Origin of the sequence: Streptomyces aureus, assembly GCF_000725495.1 — a bacterium.
In the GTDB taxonomy this organism is placed as follows: domain Bacteria; phylum Actinomycetota; class Actinomycetes; order Streptomycetales; family Streptomycetaceae; genus Streptomyces; species Streptomyces aureus_B.
On sequence record NZ_KL647040.1, the window covers coordinates 1 to 15,627 of the forward strand.

At 71.7% G+C, this 15,627-nt stretch carries 15 protein-coding genes and 1 pseudogene; 11 read left to right on the top strand and 5 right to left on the bottom strand.

Annotated features, from left to right (window positions below):
- Window positions 1-140 precede the first annotated feature (140 nt).
- The 3 genes from IO36_RS38630 to IO36_RS38640 all read left to right on the top strand — a co-directional run bounded on the left by IO36_RS38630 (window position 141) and on the right by IO36_RS38640 (window position 2,492).
- Window positions 141-1,238, top strand: coding sequence for an ATP-binding cassette domain-containing protein (locus IO36_RS38630; RefSeq protein WP_078943711.1), 1,098 nt, complete (start codon window positions 141-143; stop codon window positions 1,236-1,238).
- Window positions 1,235-2,011, top strand: coding sequence for an ABC transporter permease (locus IO36_RS38635; RefSeq protein WP_037627594.1), 777 nt, complete (start codon window positions 1,235-1,237; stop codon window positions 2,009-2,011). The genes IO36_RS38630 and IO36_RS38635 overlap by 4 nt, the downstream gene beginning before the upstream one ends.
- Window positions 2,012-2,141: 130 nt before the next feature.
- On the top strand, window positions 2,142-2,492 hold the full coding sequence (locus IO36_RS38640; protein WP_051901274.1) for a hypothetical protein: 351 nt from the start codon (window positions 2,142-2,144) through the stop codon (window positions 2,490-2,492).
- A gap of 27 nt (window positions 2,493-2,519) precedes the next feature.
- Here IO36_RS38640 and IO36_RS46535 read toward each other — a convergent pair whose 3' ends face one another.
- On the bottom strand, window positions 2,520-3,071 hold the full coding sequence (locus IO36_RS46535) for a hypothetical protein (RefSeq protein WP_037627596.1): 552 nt from the start codon (window positions 3,069-3,071) through the stop codon (window positions 2,520-2,522).
- Window positions 3,072-3,316: 245 nt separating this feature from the next.
- Here IO36_RS46535 and ribB point away from each other — a divergent pair, with 245 nt between their 5' ends.
- Both ribB and IO36_RS38655 read left to right on the top strand, forming a co-directional pair.
- Window positions 3,317-3,961, top strand: coding sequence for a 3,4-dihydroxy-2-butanone-4-phosphate synthase (gene ribB, locus IO36_RS38650; RefSeq protein ID WP_078943713.1), 645 nt, complete (start codon window positions 3,317-3,319; stop codon window positions 3,959-3,961).
- Window positions 3,962-3,966: 5 nt separating this feature from the next.
- Window positions 3,967-4,665 (top strand): HAD family hydrolase, encoded by a 699-nt coding sequence (locus IO36_RS38655; protein WP_158997737.1) that lies wholly within the window; start codon window positions 3,967-3,969, stop codon window positions 4,663-4,665.
- Window positions 4,666-4,835: 170 nt separating this feature from the next.
- Here the strand turns inward: IO36_RS38655 and IO36_RS38660 are convergent, their stop codons facing one another.
- Window positions 4,836-5,636, bottom strand: a complete 801-nt coding sequence (locus IO36_RS38660; protein ID WP_037627597.1) for a hypothetical protein — start codon at window positions 5,634-5,636, stop codon at window positions 4,836-4,838.
- A gap of 126 nt (window positions 5,637-5,762) precedes the next feature.
- On the opposite strand from IO36_RS38660, the gene IO36_RS38665 reads away from it, so the two are divergent.
- From IO36_RS38665 to IO36_RS38675, 3 genes are all read left to right on the top strand, one after another.
- A complete protein-coding gene (locus tag IO36_RS38665) occupies window positions 5,763-6,302 on the top strand; it encodes an ArsR/SmtB family transcription factor (protein ID WP_037627599.1) in 540 nt (179 codons plus the stop codon).
- Entirely contained in the window at window positions 6,299-7,588 is a 1,290-nt protein-coding gene (locus tag IO36_RS38670) for an MFS transporter (protein ID WP_209441332.1), read from the top strand. Before IO36_RS38665 ends, IO36_RS38670 begins: the two co-directional genes overlap by 4 nt.
- 318 nt (window positions 7,589-7,906) lie before the next feature.
- Window positions 7,907-8,953 (top strand): DUF6215 domain-containing protein, encoded by a 1,047-nt coding sequence (locus IO36_RS38675; protein WP_037627601.1) that lies wholly within the window; start codon window positions 7,907-7,909, stop codon window positions 8,951-8,953.
- 92 nt (window positions 8,954-9,045) lie between these two features.
- On the opposite strand, the gene IO36_RS38680 is transcribed toward IO36_RS38675, so the two are convergent.
- Together IO36_RS38680 and IO36_RS38685 are read right to left on the bottom strand one after the other, a co-directional pair.
- Complete coding sequence (locus tag IO36_RS38680) at window positions 9,046-9,924, bottom strand: NAD-dependent epimerase/dehydratase family protein (protein WP_245173643.1); 879 nt, start codon at window positions 9,922-9,924, stop codon at window positions 9,046-9,048.
- A gap of 81 nt (window positions 9,925-10,005) precedes the next feature.
- Window positions 10,006-11,133, bottom strand: a complete 1,128-nt coding sequence (locus tag IO36_RS38685; protein WP_051901277.1) for a hypothetical protein — start codon at window positions 11,131-11,133, stop codon at window positions 10,006-10,008.
- A 179-nt stretch (window positions 11,134-11,312) separates the two neighbouring features.
- Between IO36_RS38685 and hemC the strand changes: the two genes are divergently transcribed.
- From hemC to IO36_RS48765, 3 genes and pseudogenes are all read left to right on the top strand, one after another.
- Window positions 11,313-12,245, top strand: coding sequence for a hydroxymethylbilane synthase (hemC, locus tag IO36_RS38690; protein WP_037627949.1), 933 nt, complete (start codon window positions 11,313-11,315; stop codon window positions 12,243-12,245).
- Between the two features lie 64 nt (window positions 12,246-12,309).
- On the top strand, window positions 12,310-12,744 hold the full coding sequence (locus IO36_RS38695) for a hypothetical protein (RefSeq protein WP_037627605.1): 435 nt from the start codon (window positions 12,310-12,312) through the stop codon (window positions 12,742-12,744).
- Window positions 12,745-12,953: 209 nt separating this feature from the next.
- Window positions 12,954-13,610: pseudogene (locus IO36_RS48765) on the top strand (hypothetical protein); the annotation flags it as partial.
- A 126-nt stretch (window positions 13,611-13,736) separates the two neighbouring features.
- On the opposite strand, the gene IO36_RS38700 reads toward IO36_RS48765, so the two are convergent.
- Window positions 13,737-15,596 (bottom strand): glycoside hydrolase family 76 protein, encoded by a 1,860-nt coding sequence (locus IO36_RS38700; RefSeq protein WP_037627607.1) that lies wholly within the window; start codon window positions 15,594-15,596, stop codon window positions 13,737-13,739.
- Between the last annotated feature and the right edge of the window lie 31 nt (window positions 15,597-15,627).

Genomic DNA, 15,627 nt, shown 5'->3' on the forward strand with positions numbered 1-15,627 from the left:
GGCCGCATCGCCAACACGCTCAAGAACACCGGCGACACCCCCGCCCTGACCATCCACGCCACCACCGCCCACGGCGACATCACCGCCAACAGCCTGTGAATCACGGCCACTTACGCCCCCGACGCAAGGAGAGCACCGCCATGACCGGCCCGGCCATCGCCGCCCAGGGACTGCGCAAGTCCTACGGCGACAAGACCGTCCTCGACGGCATCGACCTCACCGTCCCGGAAGGAACCATCTTCTGCCTGCTCGGCCCGAACGGTGCCGGCAAGACCACCGCCGTCAAGATCCTCTCCACGCTCATCTCCCCGGGCGCCGGCTCCGGACCGGTCCACGTCGGCGGCCACGACCTCGCCACCCGGGCACAGGCCGCCCGCGCGGTCATCGGGGTCACCGGCCAGTTCTCCGCCGTCGACGGCCTGATCACCGGCCGGGAGAACATGCTCCTCATGGCCGACCTGCACCACCTCTCGAAGGCCGAAGGGCGCCGCGTCACCTCCGAACTCCTGGAACGCTTCGACCTCACCGAGGCCGCCGACAAGCCGGCCTCCACCTACTCCGGCGGCATGAAGCGCCGCCTCGACATCGCCATGACCCTGGTCGGCGGCCCGAGCGTCATCTTCCTCGACGAGCCGACCACCGGCCTGGACCCGCGGTCCCGCCACACCATGTGGGGGATCATCCGCGAACTCGTCGCAGGCGGCACCACGGTCTTCCTCACCACCCAGTACCTGGAGGAGGCCGACGAACTCGCCGACCACATCGCCGTCCTGGACGGCGGCAGGATCGCCGCCGAGGGCACCGCGGAGGAACTCAAACGGCTCGTCCCCGGCGGACACGTCCGCCTGCGCTTCACCGACCCCGCCGCCTACCGGAGCGCCGCCGCCTCCCTGGGCGAGGCGTCACGCGACGACGAGGCCCTCGCCCTGCAACTGCCCAGCGACGGCAGCCAGCGCGACCTGCGGACCGTCCTCGACCGCCTGGACGCGGCCGGTGTCGAGGCCGACGAACTGACCGTGCACACCCCCGACCTCGACGACGTCTTCTTCGCCCTGACCGGCGGCGGCACCGTACCGAACCAGTCGAGCCGGCCGAACCGGACGAGTGAGCCGAACGGGACCGAGCCGAACGGGACCGAATCGGACGGGACCGAGCCGAGCGTGACCGCCGAGCCCCATCTGACCGACAAGCCGAACCCGACCGACAAGCCGAGCCTGCCCGAGGAGGCTGCACGATGAGCTCGATCTCCCTCGCCGTACGCGATTCGTCCACGATGTTGCGCCGCAACCTCCTGCACGCCCGCCGCTATCCCTCGCTCACGTTGAACCTGCTGCTCACCCCGGTGATGCTCCTGCTGCTGTTCGTCTACATCTTCGGCGACACGATGAGCGGTGGCGCGGGCCGCTCGGCCTACATCGCCTACATCGTCCCCGGCATCGTGCTGATGACCATCGGTTCCACCGTGGTCGGTACCGCCGTCTCGGTCGCCACCGACATGAACGAGGGCATCATCGCCCGCTTTCGTACGATGGCCATCCACCGTGGCTCGATCATGTTCGGGCACGTCGTCGGCAGCGTGGTGCAGTCGCTGGTCAGCGTCGTCCTGGTCGGAGCCGTCGGTGTCGCGATGGGCTTCCGTTCCACCGGCGCCGGCGTCCTGGAATGGCTGGCGGCCTTCGGGCTGCTCGCCCTGTTCTCCCTGGCCTTCACCTGGATCGCGGTCGGCATGGGCATGGGCAGCCCCAACGCCGAGGCGGCCAGCAACAACGCCATGCCGCTGATCCTGTTGCCCCTGATCTCCAGCGCCTTCGTCCCGCTGGACTCCATGCCCGGCTGGTTCCAGCCGATCGCGCAGTACCAGCCCTTCACGCCCGCCATCGAAACCCTGCGCGGACTTCTCCTGGGCACCGGGATCGGCAACAACGGCTGGATCGCCGTGGCCTGGTGCCTGGGCCTGAGCGTCCTGGGATACCGCTGGTCGAAGGCCCAGTTCGACCGCGAGCCCAAGTAGTCCGTCACCGGCAGCGGAGCACGGCCGCCCCTGCGAAGGAGTATCGCCCAGCGCCGCATGACAACTGTCATGCCGAAGGACGTACACCGGACACTGGGGTGCGGGGGAGTCCCCGGCCTACCTTCTTCCCATGAAGAAGACAGCGGGCACGCAGCAGAAGACCGACGTCAAGGTGAGCCTGATCGGTGGTCACCGGCTCGAGGGCGAGACCCTGCACGAGCGCACGGTCACCGCCTCGCTCATCGGCGGCGCCGACGTCGACCTCACCGGCATCGACATACCCGACGGCGCCGAACTGCGCATCACCAAGCTGAGCCTGATCGGCGGCGTCAGCCTCAAGGTCCGTCCCGATGTCGTCGTGGAGGTGCACGGGATCCGCCTGGGCGGGGTCAAGGACGCCGGCCCGGACCGGCCGGGCGGGCCGACGGTCCGCATCGACGCCTGGGGCCTGCTGGGCGGAGTGAGCGTCACCCGCGGGTGAGGCCGGGCCACGAGGGGCCCGGCGCGCTCAACAGCCGCTGCCCGTGGGGGCGAACTCCAGGTGGGCGCGCTCGTCCGCGCCGACGGCCGAGTGGTAGGTCGTCGGGGTGACCTGGAACCAGACGTCGTCCTTCTTCGGGTCGCCGCCGACGTCGTCCAGACGCACACACCACCGCTCCGGCCGGACGACGCGCCGGTAGGTCTGAGTCCCGGTGCGGACCTTCTCGCAGCTCGTCGAGTGATCGGTGGAGTACCAGCTGCGGCTGCGGCGCTTGGTGCCCGAGCCGGTGGTGGTCGTGTGCTTGACCCGGTGTGTCGTGGTGGTGCACTTCTTCGTCATGCGCGGCCGCGTGGCCAGGGTGGTCTGCGCGGCGCGGTGGCGGACCTGGTCCCGCACGCCGACGACGCTCGGGTCCTCCGTGGCGGTGGTGGCGGGCTGCCCGGCGGTGCTCCCGTCGTCCTGACCGGCGTCCAGCGCGTGGTTCGAGACCTCGTCGTGCGTGTCGCCGCCCTGGCCGCACGCGCCGAGCCCGGCTATCAGAACGGCCGTCACGGCGGCCGTCACAAGTCGCTTGAACATGTCTTCCCTCGTGATCAACGGCCCGCAGCGTAACGGATCACCGCGCGGAACCGGACGGCAGGGCGCGAGCGGGACCCGGCGGGCGTGGGGAGGGGCACGGGGCCGGCACCACGAGGTCCCGGGAGCCCCGTTGGCGGGCGACTCGTCTGTTCGAGTGCCAGTGCTCAAGTCGGGCCCTCCGACGGTCGATGCCTTCGCCGGAAGAGCAAGATCGAGAAGGGCTGGACAGCGTGACATCAGCCGGGATGCGGCGGTCTCTTGACCCCCTTGTGGTCGCCGTCGAGGAACTGCGGGCCGGGCGGCCGGTCGTCGTGGTCGACGACGAGGAGCGGGAGAACGAGGGCGACCTGGTGATGGCGGCCCAGTTCGCCACGGCCCAGGCCATCGGCTTCTTCGTCCGCTTCACCAGCGGGCTGCTGTGCGTCCCGATGCCCGGTGACATCGCCGACCGGCTCCAGTTGCCGCTGATGGTGGAACCCGACCCGGACACGGATCCGCTGGACACCACCGCGTACACCGTCTCCGTAGATGCGGCCGGCACCGGTTCGGGGATCTCGGCCGCCGACCGGGCCGCGACCGCCCGGGCATTGGCCGACGCCTCGACCCAGCCCGGACAACTGGTCCGCCCCGGGCACATGTTCCCGCTGCGGGCCCGCCCCGGCGGGGTCGCCGAGCGCCGCGGTCACACCGAGGCCACCGTCGACCTGCTGCGTCTGGCCGGCCTGGCGCCGGTCGGGGTCATCAGCGAGATCTGCGAGGACGACGGTTCCCTCGCCCGTTTCGCGACACTGCGCGCCTTCGCCGACGAACACCGGCTGGCGCTGGTCTCCGTCGAGCAGCTCGCCCGGCACCTGCGCGACAGCGACCCCGCAACCCCGGCGGCGGTGTGAACCGGGTGCTGCGCGCCACGGTCTTCGATCTCGACGACACCCTGATCGACACCGGCCGGGCCTGGGAACGCGTCTGCGCCGACTTCACCGCCCGGCACGGTCACGTGTGGCGGCCCCAGGACGGCATCGCCCTGCACGGCAACGGCCACTGGGCTTCCTACGTCGCCGATCTGTGCGGCGGGGCCGTGGAGACCGCCGAGGTCGTCGAGACATGTACCCGGGTGATGGCCGAGAACTGTGCGGCCGGTCGCATCCGGGCACTGCCGGGAGCCGTCGAGCTGTTCCGTGAGGCCGGCCGCCACGGACCCGTCGCGGTGGCCACCGCCAGCCCGCGTCTCTTCGTACTCGCCGCCCTCCAGCACCTCGGTCTGGCCTCCGGCGTGACCGCCGTGGTGTGCGGCGAGGACGTCGCCCGGGTCAAACCGGCCCCCGACCCGTACTTGCACGCGGCCGCCGCTCTGGGCCTCTCGCCGTCGTGCTGCCTGGCGGTCGAGGACTCCCCGAACGGCATCCGCTCCGCGGCCGCCGCGGGCATGCCCGTCCTCGCCATCCCCCGTGACGGCATGCACCTTCCCGCGGACCTGGCCCGCCTGCCCCTGGCCCGAGCCCGCGACGCGGTCCACGCTCTGCCGACACTCATCCGACTGTTCGGCCGCCGCCCCGAACCGGCACTCCCGGGAAGGCGGTCCGACGCGATCGGGTGAGCCCGCCGCCGGGGCCGACGGCCCTCGTCACCAGGGCGCGCCCGCTGCCGTGGCCCGGCGCGCCCCCGTTGCGGCCTGGGAGTGCCGACCCCGTCCGCGGGCTCGTGCCCGGTGCAGGAGACCGCGGCCGGTCGGACCCGGGACGCCGTGCGGGGCGAGTCCCGCCCCCTTCAGCCCTCGCTCGTGTACTCCATGAACCAGTGGGTGTCGAAGTAGCCCGCCATCGTGTACGGGTGGTGCGGGTCGACGAGGATGCGGCAGACGAACTCCGCCGCCCGGCAGTCGAAGGAGGTGTCCTCGTTGTCGAAGGACCGGACGACGACGGGCCAGCGGTCCGGGTCGTCCCCGTCGGTTCTCCAGCAGTACAGGTCCTCGTGCTCCGTGCCGCCCCACATCAGCAGCCCGTCCTGCCGCAGATGCGTGGACGGTTCCTGGTCCAGGTCCAGATATCCGTCGAAGCCGCCGGGGCCGAACGTCTCGACCATCCGCTTGTAGTCGCCGGGAAGCGCGGTGCCCAGACGTGACTCCACCGCCGCCCAGTCCACGTCCGGACGCCGGGTGACGGGCTCCGCCCAGCCGGTGATCCCGATGAGCCGCTCCACCCAGTCGACGTCCTCGCCCGGAGCCACCGCCAGGGGTTCGGGCACCTGTCGGCGGGCGGTCACGAGCACGGGCCGCTCGATCCCCTCCGCATCCCGTGCCGCACCCGTGCCGATCCACTGGTCCCCGTAGGCCCACGCCCGCATCCTCACGGTCCGGTCCCCGAAGGGAAGGAGGAGATCCGTGCCTTTGGACGCGTCGGCCGTCGGGTCGGTGAATCCGTCCAGGACGAGCGTGCGCGCGGCGCCGTATCTGTCCGACAGCAGTCCGGCCAGACCCTGCCGGTCCACGTCGTCGGGCAGATACATGTGGCCGGCACCCGGGCCGAGTCGGTCCAGGAGGTCGTTGACGATCGCTTGGGTGAGCTCCATGACGGACAGTCAAGCGCACCGCACTGACAACGGGTACGGCGCTCGCACGGCCTGTTTCAGGCCCGCCCCCAAAAGGCGTACGGAAACCTCTTGCGCAATGGTCAAGAATCGTTGACCATTGAGCACATGCCTGAAGACGACCTTCCCGAGACGCTCCACGTCACCTCCGCCGAACAACTGCGCGCGGTCTCCAACCTCACGCGTCACCGGATCATGGCCATGCTCCGTTTCGAGCCGGCGACGATCACCCAGATCGCCGAGCGCGTGGGCCTGGCGAAGGGGAGCTCCAGCTACCACGTGCGGCTCCTGGAGCGGGCCGGCCTCGTGAAGGTGGTGCGGACGCGGAAGGTACGCGGGGTCACCGAGCGGTACTACGCGATCGCCGCGCGGTCGATCGTGCTGCCCGAGCCGGGCGAGGGGCAGCCCGACGTGCTGATGCGGAACGCGGTGGCCGACCTCGAAGCGGCGTCGGCGGACAGTGAGCGGCACGTGCGGATGGCGCACCTGCGGCTCACCGAGGAGCAGTACGAGGAGTTGGGGGCCCGGCTGGAGGAACTGGCCGACGAATACCGGCAGTTGTCGGACCCTTCGCTGCCGGACGCGTCGCTCGTCTTCGCGCTGTTCCGGCCGGCGCCTCGTAACCAGGGCGGGAGTGATGGCGAATGAGCACCGACATGAAGAAGTTGCCGGCCGGGTTCGGGCGCCTGTGGACCGCGCAGACGGTGTCCTCGCTCGGTGACGGAGTCACCCATGCCGCGCTGCCGCTGCTCGCGCTGACACTCACACGCGATCCGATGGCTTTGGCCGTCGTCACGGCGGCAGGGACGCTCCCCTGGGTGCTCTTCGGGGTCCTCGGCGGCGCGCTGGTGGACCGCTGGGACCGCCGGAGCACGATGTGGATCGCGGACGCGCTGCGGGCGGTGCTGCTCGCGATACCGGCGGTGGCGTCCGTACTCGACCTGCTGAGCGTTCCGCTGCTCGCGGCCGTCACCTTCCTCCTCGGCCTCGGCGGGCTCCTCTTCGACACGGCGGCCACGGCCTACCTGCCGGATCTCCTCGGCCGAGACCCCGCGCTCCTGGAACGCGCCAACTCCCGTCTGCGCGGCGCTCAGACGGCCGCGTCCGGCTTCGTGGGCCCGCCCGCAGGCAGCGCCCTGCTCGCGCTCGGCCGGGCGGTTCCGCTGGTCGCCGACGCGGTGTCGTTCGCGCTCTCCGCCCTGCTCGTACGATCGCTGCCCGCCGTGCCCCGGTCCGTACCGGAGGCCCGCGAGTCGCTGCTCCGGCAGGCGCGGTCCGGTGCGGCGTACGTCTTCCGGGACCGGCTGCTGCTCGGGCTCGCGCTCCGCCCCGCGGTCGGGAACATCGCCTTCCTGGCCGTCGAGACCGTACTCGCCCTCTTCGCGCACGACCGTCTCGCCGTCGACAACGTCGGATACGGTCTGCTGCTCACGGCGGAGGCCACGGGCGGCCTGCTCGGCGCGGGCATCGCCACCTTCCTCGGCCGGCGGCTGGGTACCGGCACCGCGCTGACCTGCACGGCCGCGGTCGAGGGGCTGGCCATCCTGGGACTCGCCTCCGCGGGCAACGCGTACGTGGCCGGCCTCGCGCTCGCCGTCTGCGGTGCGGGCATGGGCGCCACGATGGTGCTCGGGCCCTCCCTCCGGCAGGCGATCGTCCCGGCCCATCTGATGGGCCGCGTCGCCTCCACCTCCCGCATGCTCGCCATGTGCGCCGCGCCGTTCGGCGCGTTCCTCGGCGGCTGGCTGGCCACCGCCTACGACCTGCGCACCCCGCTCTACGTCGCCGCCGGGCTCCTGCTCACCATGACCGCCGTGACGGCCACCATGACCAGCAACCGCCGGGTCGAGGCGGCGCTGAAGGCCGCGGCACCCGCCGACGATCCCGGGCCCGCGCAAGAGGCGGAACCCGTCCGGCAAGGGGCATCCGACTAGGGCGTGTTGCGAAAGTCCCGTCGTCCGCCCGAAGGGCGGGCCGCGCGGCGTCAGGTGCGTGCTCTCGGCGTGCCGGGCGGAAGCCCTCGTACTGGATGTACTTGGGCTTTCGCCCGGTGCGGCGAGAGTGCGTGCATGGCGTCGCGCGGCAGGCGGGACTTTCGCAACACGCCCTAGGCGTTCACGCTCCGACCGACCCCTTCCTGGTCAACAAGGGCCTCGTAGGGGTCGGTTCGTGCTGCGAATGTGCCCCGACCGTGTCCGGAACTGTGGCTTCCATCATGGCGGGCTGTGATCTTGACCTGATGAGATCACCGGATGCTCGGTTTCCTCCTCCGCCTTCTGCCCTTCTGGGTTCGTGAGCCCCTGCTGATCGTGCTGGGTTCCGTTCTGGGCGTGCGCCTCATGTATCTCGCCGTGCACGATCAGCACTTGGCCGCCGCCGGTCTCGGCACGGTGTTCCTCGTGTTCACCGCGATCCGCGTGTACGTCGTGATCCACGCCCTGCGTGAGCGCCGGAACCCGCGAACGGCGGCCTCGGCGGACGGCCCGGGCGAACTCCCCGCCCACCCCGCGCCGCAGGTTCACCCCCAGGGCGGGCCCGCGGCCCAGGCCCAGCCGGCGGCCGCGGCCGCGCCGCACCCCGCTCCGAAGCCCCCGAAGAAGGATCACAACGCCTGGGGCCAGGCGATCGCGGCCGTGGCCCTGTTCGGGGTCCTCGGCGCCGTGCTGTGGCTGGGACCCAACTTCATGCCGGCCGACGACGACGTCGTCGCCCAGCCCGTCTCGTGTTCGGAGGACGCGCACGAGAAGCTTCCGAAGGCCTTCCAGCACACGCCGCGCCCGGTGACCGGCGACCAGCTGTGCAAGGCGCTCAACCGGCCGGACCTGGCCCAGCTCCTCGGAACACCCGGGGAGAAGGCGACCACCACGTCCAGCAGCAACAACACCGCCGCCCTGACCGGTGGGAAGATCGCCGAACCGGAGGCCGAGGTCGGCTTCGACACGTACACGGTGCACGTGTCGGCCACCTACGACCACCTGAGCACCGATCAGTACGTGAAGCTGATGAAGTACGGCAACGAGCAGGACATCAAGACGCTGAAGGTCCTCGGACGCCCCGCCGTCCTGTTCTCGGACCACACCATGAAGATCGAGATCAACCTCGGGAGCAGCGGATCCGGCGGACCGGTCCAACAGGGCCCACTGGCCAGGACGTTGGCCGTGGCGCTGGACCGTCACGACCGGGGCGGCTACTGCGAGATCAGTGTGTGGAGCACGTCCGGGGCCCTGCCCACCGACAGCGCTCTCCTCGGCATCGCCGAGAAGGTCCTGCCCAAGATCCCCGAACGAACGGCCCGATGAGACGCGGGGCGGTCGGTGCGGCGCCGCCACGCGTCACGGGCGACGGGTGAGGGAAGCCGGCCGTTGAGGTGCGAACGGCCGCGATCGGACACTTACGCGTTCCGCCCGTCCGCGGCGGCACGCAGGAGGTGCCGGATGCCGCGAACAGGGCTGTATCCGAAGGCCTTCGCCGCGGCGGTGGAGTCGTAGACCCGGTCCAGACGCTCGGGCACGGCCCACCCCCGGTCGCGGAAGCCTTCGACGACATCCGGAGCGCGTTCGGCGAGCACCGCACCGGCGTCACGGTGAAGGGCACGGCAGTCCTCACGGCGAAAGGGGTGCGGGCCCGAGACGTTGAACGTGCCGGTCACGGCGGAGTGCGTCACGGCCAGGACGCCCGCCGCCGCCACGTCGGTCACGTCGACCGCCCGATGCAGAAGATGACGGGCCCTCACGGGCAGGGGCTCGGGAAAGCAGCGCGCGATGCGCAGCGTGACGGCGGGAACGCCGCAGGAGGCGACCAGGTCCTCGGCGGCCAGTTTCGTCTCGTCGTAGATGTCCCGGGGGAGCGGCGTGAGCCGTTCGTCCACCCAGACCGCCTGGCCGGCGGGCACCAGGGCGTGCCCGTACACGCTCGTACTGCTGATGTAGACGATCCGTCCGACGCCGAGGCGGGCGGCGTCCTCGACCAACGCGGCGGTCGCGTCGACGTTGACGGTGCGGAACTCGGCGTCGCTCAGGCGGCCGACGTGCGGGGCGTGGAGCGCGGCGGTATGGATCAGGACGTCGGCCGATCGCAGTGCGGCCCGCCGCGCCCGTTCGTCGCGCAGGTCCGCGACGGTGCTCGTCCAGCGGCCCGGCATCCGGTCCAGGCCCCGGACCGTCCAGCCGGCCGCGTCGACAGCCGCCGCCAGGGCCGATCCGACCCTGCCCGAACTACCCGTGACCACAACCGCCCCGGCAGGAGCCGTCTTCCGCCCTTGTGTGAGCACGCCCCGGATTCTCGCATGGGCGGTGCGGCGGAGGACCGGGACGGAGGACTGTTCGCCGATCCCCTTCGTGCTGAGGTGCCGTCAGTAGGCTTTTCTTGCTTGGGTGTTGGCCGCTGAGGGAGCAGGTGTGCGCGTCTCCCGGTTCGCGAAGGCCGGATAGCCCGGCAGCGCGGGTACGTCCCAGTCTCCGGCGACCTCGCGCAGCAGCGAGCGCATGGTCTCAGCGAGGGCCGGGAACTCCTCCAGCTCGCTCGCCATCTCCCAGCGGTGCCTGAGCAGTTGGCGCCTGGTGGGAACAGGGCGGCGCGTCGGGTGGAGCGGCGCGTCCTGCGCGCTGCGCGGCAGCACCCTCACCGTGGCGTCCACGGTCCACACCGCTATGGCCTGTCGCATTCCGGCGTGCCACACGTCGTCGTCGGCCAGCGCCGGATACACGCCGACCACCTCGTCGCGGTACGCCTGCTCGATCTCGGCGGCCGTCCCGGGTGGCAGCGCGAAGACGCACCAGCAGCTGGAGAACGGCATCCGGCAGTAGGCAGCCGTCATGAACACCGACTGGTAGCAGGCGGCCTCGAAGTCGATCAGACGCAGCCCCTCGGCGGTGAGCAGGTTGTTGTCGGGACAGGTGTCACCCGGGGTGAAGGCCGGGTACTCCTCCCCGCCCGCGGTCCCTATCCGGGCCAACTCCTCGGCGAGGCCCGCCGGGGCCGCGACACCGCCGTCCTCGAGCAGCGCGAGCAGGGAGGCGGGGTTCCGCGGGATCCACGGGTCGTCCTCCCAGGACGGCATGCCCCTGTCGTAACGGGCCCACAGCCGGGTGAGATCGGCGCGCCGGTGCACCGAGGCGGCGGCCAGTCCCCCGAGCCCGCGCGCCCAGGCCAGCAGCCCGGCCTCCGCGGCGGCGGGATCGTTCCCCAGCAGGACGTCCGCCAGGGTGGGCGCGTCTCCGAGGTCCGCCATCACGAGCAGCGGAATCGCGGTGTCCACGCCCAGCAGCTCAGGACCGGCGATCCCGAGCGACAGCCCGGCGGCTTCGGCGGTGAAGCAGCGCAGGGAGTCCGGTCCGTCGCCGTAGGCTTTGACGATCACACTGCGGCCGTCGGCCGTCGCGCAGCGGAGCACGGTGCTGCGCGAACTGCCTCCCAGGTCGACGGGCCCGGAGAGTTCGGTATTCAGCAGGGCACCCGCGGCACGCAAGATCGACTCCATCGCGGCATTCTGTCATCGACGTCCCGGACGCCGGGGGCCGATGCGGTTCGGGGCGGTCCGAACAAGTCGGCGACCCGCTCGCACGCCTGCCCGAAAACCTCAACTTCCGTGCCGTACCGCGGAGATGCGACCCGCAGTCGACCGTGGGGATCGGGCCCCGACGCACTATGGTGTTCGCCATGTCCGCCCCTGAGCTGATCCGTATCGTCTCCCGCGACTCACCCATGGCCCTGGCCCAGGTGGAACGCGTCCGCGCCGAGCTCGGTGCCCTCCATCCGGAGCTCCGGACCGAGGTGGTCCCGGTCAAGACGACCGGCGACAAGTGGATGGGAGACCTGTCCAAGGTCGAGGGCAAGGGTGCGTTCACCAAGGAGGTCGACGCCGCGCTCGTCGCCGGCGAGGCCGACATCGCCGTGCACTGCGTCAAGGACGTGCCCGCCGACCGGCCCCTCCCGGCCGGGACGACCTTCGCCGCGTTCCTCAAGCGCGACGACATCCGTGACGCCCTCGTCCACCCCGGTGGTCTGCTCCTCGACGAGCTCCCCGCGGGAACCCGGATCGGCACCTCCTCGGTGCGCCGGGTCGCTCAACTCGCCGCCTCCCACCCGGAGCTGGAATGCGTGCCGTTCCGCGGCAACGCCAACCGCCGCCTCGACAAGCTCGCCGCCGGCGAGGTCGACGCCCTGCTCCTCGCGGTCTCCGGGCTGGAACGCATCGGCCGGTCCGACGTGATCACCGAGGTCCTGTCGGCCGAGACGATGTGCCCGCCGATCGGAGCCGGTGTCCTGGCCCTTCAGTGCCGCGAGACCGACACGTCCACGATCGACCTGGTCAGCGGCCTGAACCATGCCGACACCTATCGCGAGGCCACCGCGGAGCGGATGTTCCTGCACGTCCTCCAAGGGCACTGCAACAGCCCGATCGCCGGCTACGCGAAGGCATCCCGCGGTGATCTGTCGCTGCGCGCCTGTGTGTTCAGCCCGGACGGCAAGACCGTCCTGAACGCCCACGAATGGGCCGGGCGGCTGAGCCCGTCGGACCTCGGTGCCTCCGTCGCGCTGGCCCTGCTGCGCCAGGGTGCGCGCGAGCTGATCGACAACATCGCCCACTGACGGGACGCCCCTCGATCGGACGCAGACGCGTGAGGTTTCCCGCCGACGGGAAACCCATGAGTGCATGAACGATCATCGTGACGCCCCGGCCCCGGAGCACCGGCGCCCCGAAGGGCTCTCCGACACCACCGTGGAAGCGCTGGGAGCCCTGTCGAAGGCGCTGGAGACGACGGAGCGGGCCCGGGGCAGGCTCTACGACTTCCACCAGCTCACCGGAACCGCCGACCTCGAACTGGATCGTGCGGTGCGGCTCCTCCGCGAGGGCGGTCATCCGGAGTGGGCGGACCGCGTCGAGCGGGAGATCGTGGGCCGCAACGTCATCCCCGGGCACTGGACGTTCCAGATCGTCGAGTCGTACAACTCCACCTACTACGACCCGTTCAAGCAGGTCGAGGCCGAGGTTCGCGGCGCCCTGGCCGGGGGCGCGGACCACATCTACGAGGCCGAGATGAAGGAACGGCGCCGCACCCCGGGCCACCCTGACCACACGGCGTCGTGAGCCTCTGCGTCGAAATGCCCCACTGCATCCGGTTTGCCGCGGCCGGAGAGGGTTACGCGACGACGGGGAGGACGGGTTGCACGGCGGACCCTCGAGACAGACCTATGCCGTGCGCGACCCCCTCTGCCCACCAGACCGGAGCAGGCCGGAGCGGGACCGGGCGACAGGCGCCCGGACCGGCGATCGGACGACGACCCGAGGACTGCGCGATGACCACGAAGAGTCGCGGCAAGGGGGCTGGGGAGGCGACGGGCCCGGCCCGGGAAGCGGTCGTGCGCGCACTGCTGGAACGGCAGCCGCGCACCTATCCGGCCCAGGCCGGGATACGCCTGCGCAACACCCCGGCGCCCCTGTATCAGACGCTGGTCCTCGCGAACCTCCTCAGTGCCCGCATCCGAGCCGACATCGCGGTGGCGGCGTCCCGGGCACTGAACGCCGCCGGAATGCGCACCGCTCGGGCCATGGCGGACGCCACCTGGCAGCAGCGCGTCGACGCGCTGGGAGAAGGCGGCTACCGACGCTACGACGAGCGGACCGCGACCCTTCTCGGAGAGGGAGCCGAGCTCCTGCTCGAACGCTACGGCGGCGATCTGCGCCGGCTCCGAGAGGAGGCCGACCCCAGGAAGGCGCTCCTCGCCGTTCCCGGGATCGGGCCGACCGGAGCCGACATCTTCCTGCGCGATGTGCAGGGCGTCTGGCCCGAGTTCGCGCCGTATCTCGACGGCAAGGCCGTCGACGGTGCCAGGCGCCTCGGGCTGCCCGCCTCCCCGGAGCGGCTGGGTGGGCTCGTCGGTGCCGAGGACCTGCCCCGCTTCGCGGACGGACTGGTCCATGCCGCGCTGGACACGCCGCTGACCGCGAGCCTGAACCGGTGGCGAGCCACCCGAGGCAGGGCCCGCCGGCGAGGTGACCCAGTCGGGACCCGCCGGCGAACCCGGCGTGACCGGACCCGGGTGGTGGCGTACGACCGCTTCGACCGCGACGGTGCTTGCTCAGCCCCCCGCCAGCAGCGCGCTCAGGCCAGACGCCTGCGTGCGCCAGTCGCGGGTGTTGGGGTGGGTGCCGGAACCGCCGCCCGACCAGCGTTGGCCGAGGCGGTTGAGGCTGTCGCGGTCGGTGCTCCAGACGGTGTCGGCCTGGGTGGTGGCGAAGGCGCGGTACGCGTGGCCGGTGACGGAGTCCAGGTCCTGGAGGTAGCGCATGAAGATCCCCTTGAACTGTTTGGCGTTGTCGTCGCAGTCCGAGGCGGGCGCGTCGCAGGACTCGGTGAGGACGCCGGCGCTCACCAGCGAGGGGGAGGCCAGGGCTGCGTCGGCGAGGCGGCGGGCGGTGGCCAGTGTCGCGGCGCTGCCCGTGGCCCGCCAGACCTCCACGGCGGCGCCGATCGCCAGGCCTTGGTTGTAACTCCACACGGTCTGACCGTTGTTGGCGCAGCCGCCGGTGAGGCCGTCGTTGACCAGACCGGAGCCGTTGATCATGCCACTGCCCTGGAACCAGTTCCAGGCGGTGGTGGCCCGGCCGAGCCAGAGCGTGTCGCCGGACAACCGGTTGTGCAGCGCGGCGGCGAGGCGCGCGTACAGCGTGGTGGTGATGGCGTTCTTGTACGTCCGCTCGCGGTCCCACCACACTCCGCCGCCGCAACTTGCCGTGTCCCAGAGGCCGTTGACGTAGGTAGCGATGGTGACGGCCTCGTCGAGGTAGCGGCGGTCGTGGGTGAGGTCGTAGGCGTCGACCCAGGCCAGCGCCCACCATTCGGAGTCGTCGGTGGAGCGGCTGATGAAGTCCCCCTCGATGGCGTCGGAGCTGCGCGCCCCGGCGGGGAAGGCCACCCGGTTGGTCCTGAAGGTCTGCTCGACGATCCAGGTGTACCTCGTGTCGCCGCTCTGGCGCAGGTAGTCGACGACGGTGGTCAGCGCGACCGCGGAGTTCCACCAACTGGAGCGCCAGTAAGCCGTGTTGGGGTCGTAGGAGTACATCAGCGCGTCGGCGGCAGCGGCCGCCCGGCCGGTCACCGGCCGGGCCCAGGCGGTGCAGCTGCCGCTCTGGCCCTCCACCGCGCGACCGCAGGCCCGCACCGCGCCGCCGTAGAGGCGGCCCAGCGGGTCCGAGGTGTTGAAGCGCGCGGTGCCGGTCCCGGTCGCCCCGGCGGGAACCGGGAGCCGGCCGAGAGAGGAGCCGTCGGGCCAGCTTGTGCCGCCGTCCCAGGAGCGGTCCAGCCACACCTCGTCGCCGGTCCGGCCGCCCGCCAGGGTCCCCCAGGCCATGCCGGCGCTGTCGGTGTGCAGGGTAATGGTGCGCCCGGCGAGCGTGGCCGCAGGGACCGGCCGGGTGTCGCCGGGGGCGGTTCCCTGGCGGTCGCAGGCCGCCGCGCAGACCGTGGTGCGCGCCCACGACGTGCAGGTCACGCCCTGGGCGTCACCACAGGCGCGCAGCAGGCCGCGCCGATGGTTGCCCGGGTCGTACAGGTTGTACATGAGGGTGCGAGTGCCGGTCCACGTCGCCGGGACGGACGCCTTGCCGAGGAGTCCGTCCCAGGTGGCGCCGCCGTCCCAGGAACGGTCGAGCCAGACGGCGTCGTCCCGGCCGGCGCTGTCGATGCTCGCCCAGGCCATGCCGTCGGCGTCGTCGACGTGCAGCCGCAGCAGCCGGCCGTTGAGGTTCACGTCGGCTACCGGGAAGGTCTCCTGGGCGGCCTTCGACGGGTCGAGCGTGTCGCAGTACACGGAGCACACCGCGGCAGCCGCCGACGGCTGGGCCGCGGCGGCCTCCGGTACCCGGCCCAGGCCCGCCGCGAGGAGCAGCGGCACCAGTGCCGGCACCAGCAGGAGCCTGGGCAGGGGTCGAACGGACATGGCTGGTCCTCCTGACAGGGGTCTCCTGACG

Coding starts and splice junctions, on each gene's coding strand:
- IO36_RS38630 (WP_078943711.1), top strand. CDS start 141: ATGACCGGCCCGGCCATCGCCGCCCAGGGACTGCGCAAGTCCTACGGC.
- IO36_RS38635 (WP_037627594.1), top strand. CDS start 1,235: ATGAGCTCGATCTCCCTCGCCGTACGCGATTCGTCCACGATGTTGCGC.
- IO36_RS38640 (WP_051901274.1), top strand. CDS start 2,142: ATGAAGAAGACAGCGGGCACGCAGCAGAAGACCGACGTCAAGGTGAGC.
- IO36_RS46535 (WP_037627596.1), bottom strand. CDS start 3,071: ATGTTCAAGCGACTTGTGACGGCCGCCGTGACGGCCGTTCTGATAGCC.
- ribB (WP_078943713.1), top strand. CDS start 3,317: ATGCGGCGGTCTCTTGACCCCCTTGTGGTCGCCGTCGAGGAACTGCGG.
- IO36_RS38660 (WP_037627597.1), bottom strand. CDS start 5,636: ATGGAGCTCACCCAAGCGATCGTCAACGACCTCCTGGACCGACTCGGC.
- IO36_RS38665 (WP_037627599.1), top strand. CDS start 5,763: ATGCCTGAAGACGACCTTCCCGAGACGCTCCACGTCACCTCCGCCGAA.
- IO36_RS38670 (WP_209441332.1), top strand. CDS start 6,299: ATGAGCACCGACATGAAGAAGTTGCCGGCCGGGTTCGGGCGCCTGTGG.
- IO36_RS38675 (WP_037627601.1), top strand. CDS start 7,907: ATGCTCGGTTTCCTCCTCCGCCTTCTGCCCTTCTGGGTTCGTGAGCCC.
- IO36_RS38685 (WP_051901277.1), bottom strand. CDS start 11,133: ATGGAGTCGATCTTGCGTGCCGCGGGTGCCCTGCTGAATACCGAACTC.
- hemC (WP_037627949.1), top strand. CDS start 11,313: ATGTCCGCCCCTGAGCTGATCCGTATCGTCTCCCGCGACTCACCCATG.
- IO36_RS38695 (WP_037627605.1), top strand. CDS start 12,310: ATGAACGATCATCGTGACGCCCCGGCCCCGGAGCACCGGCGCCCCGAA.
- IO36_RS38700 (WP_037627607.1), bottom strand. CDS start 15,596: ATGTCCGTTCGACCCCTGCCCAGGCTCCTGCTGGTGCCGGCACTGGTG.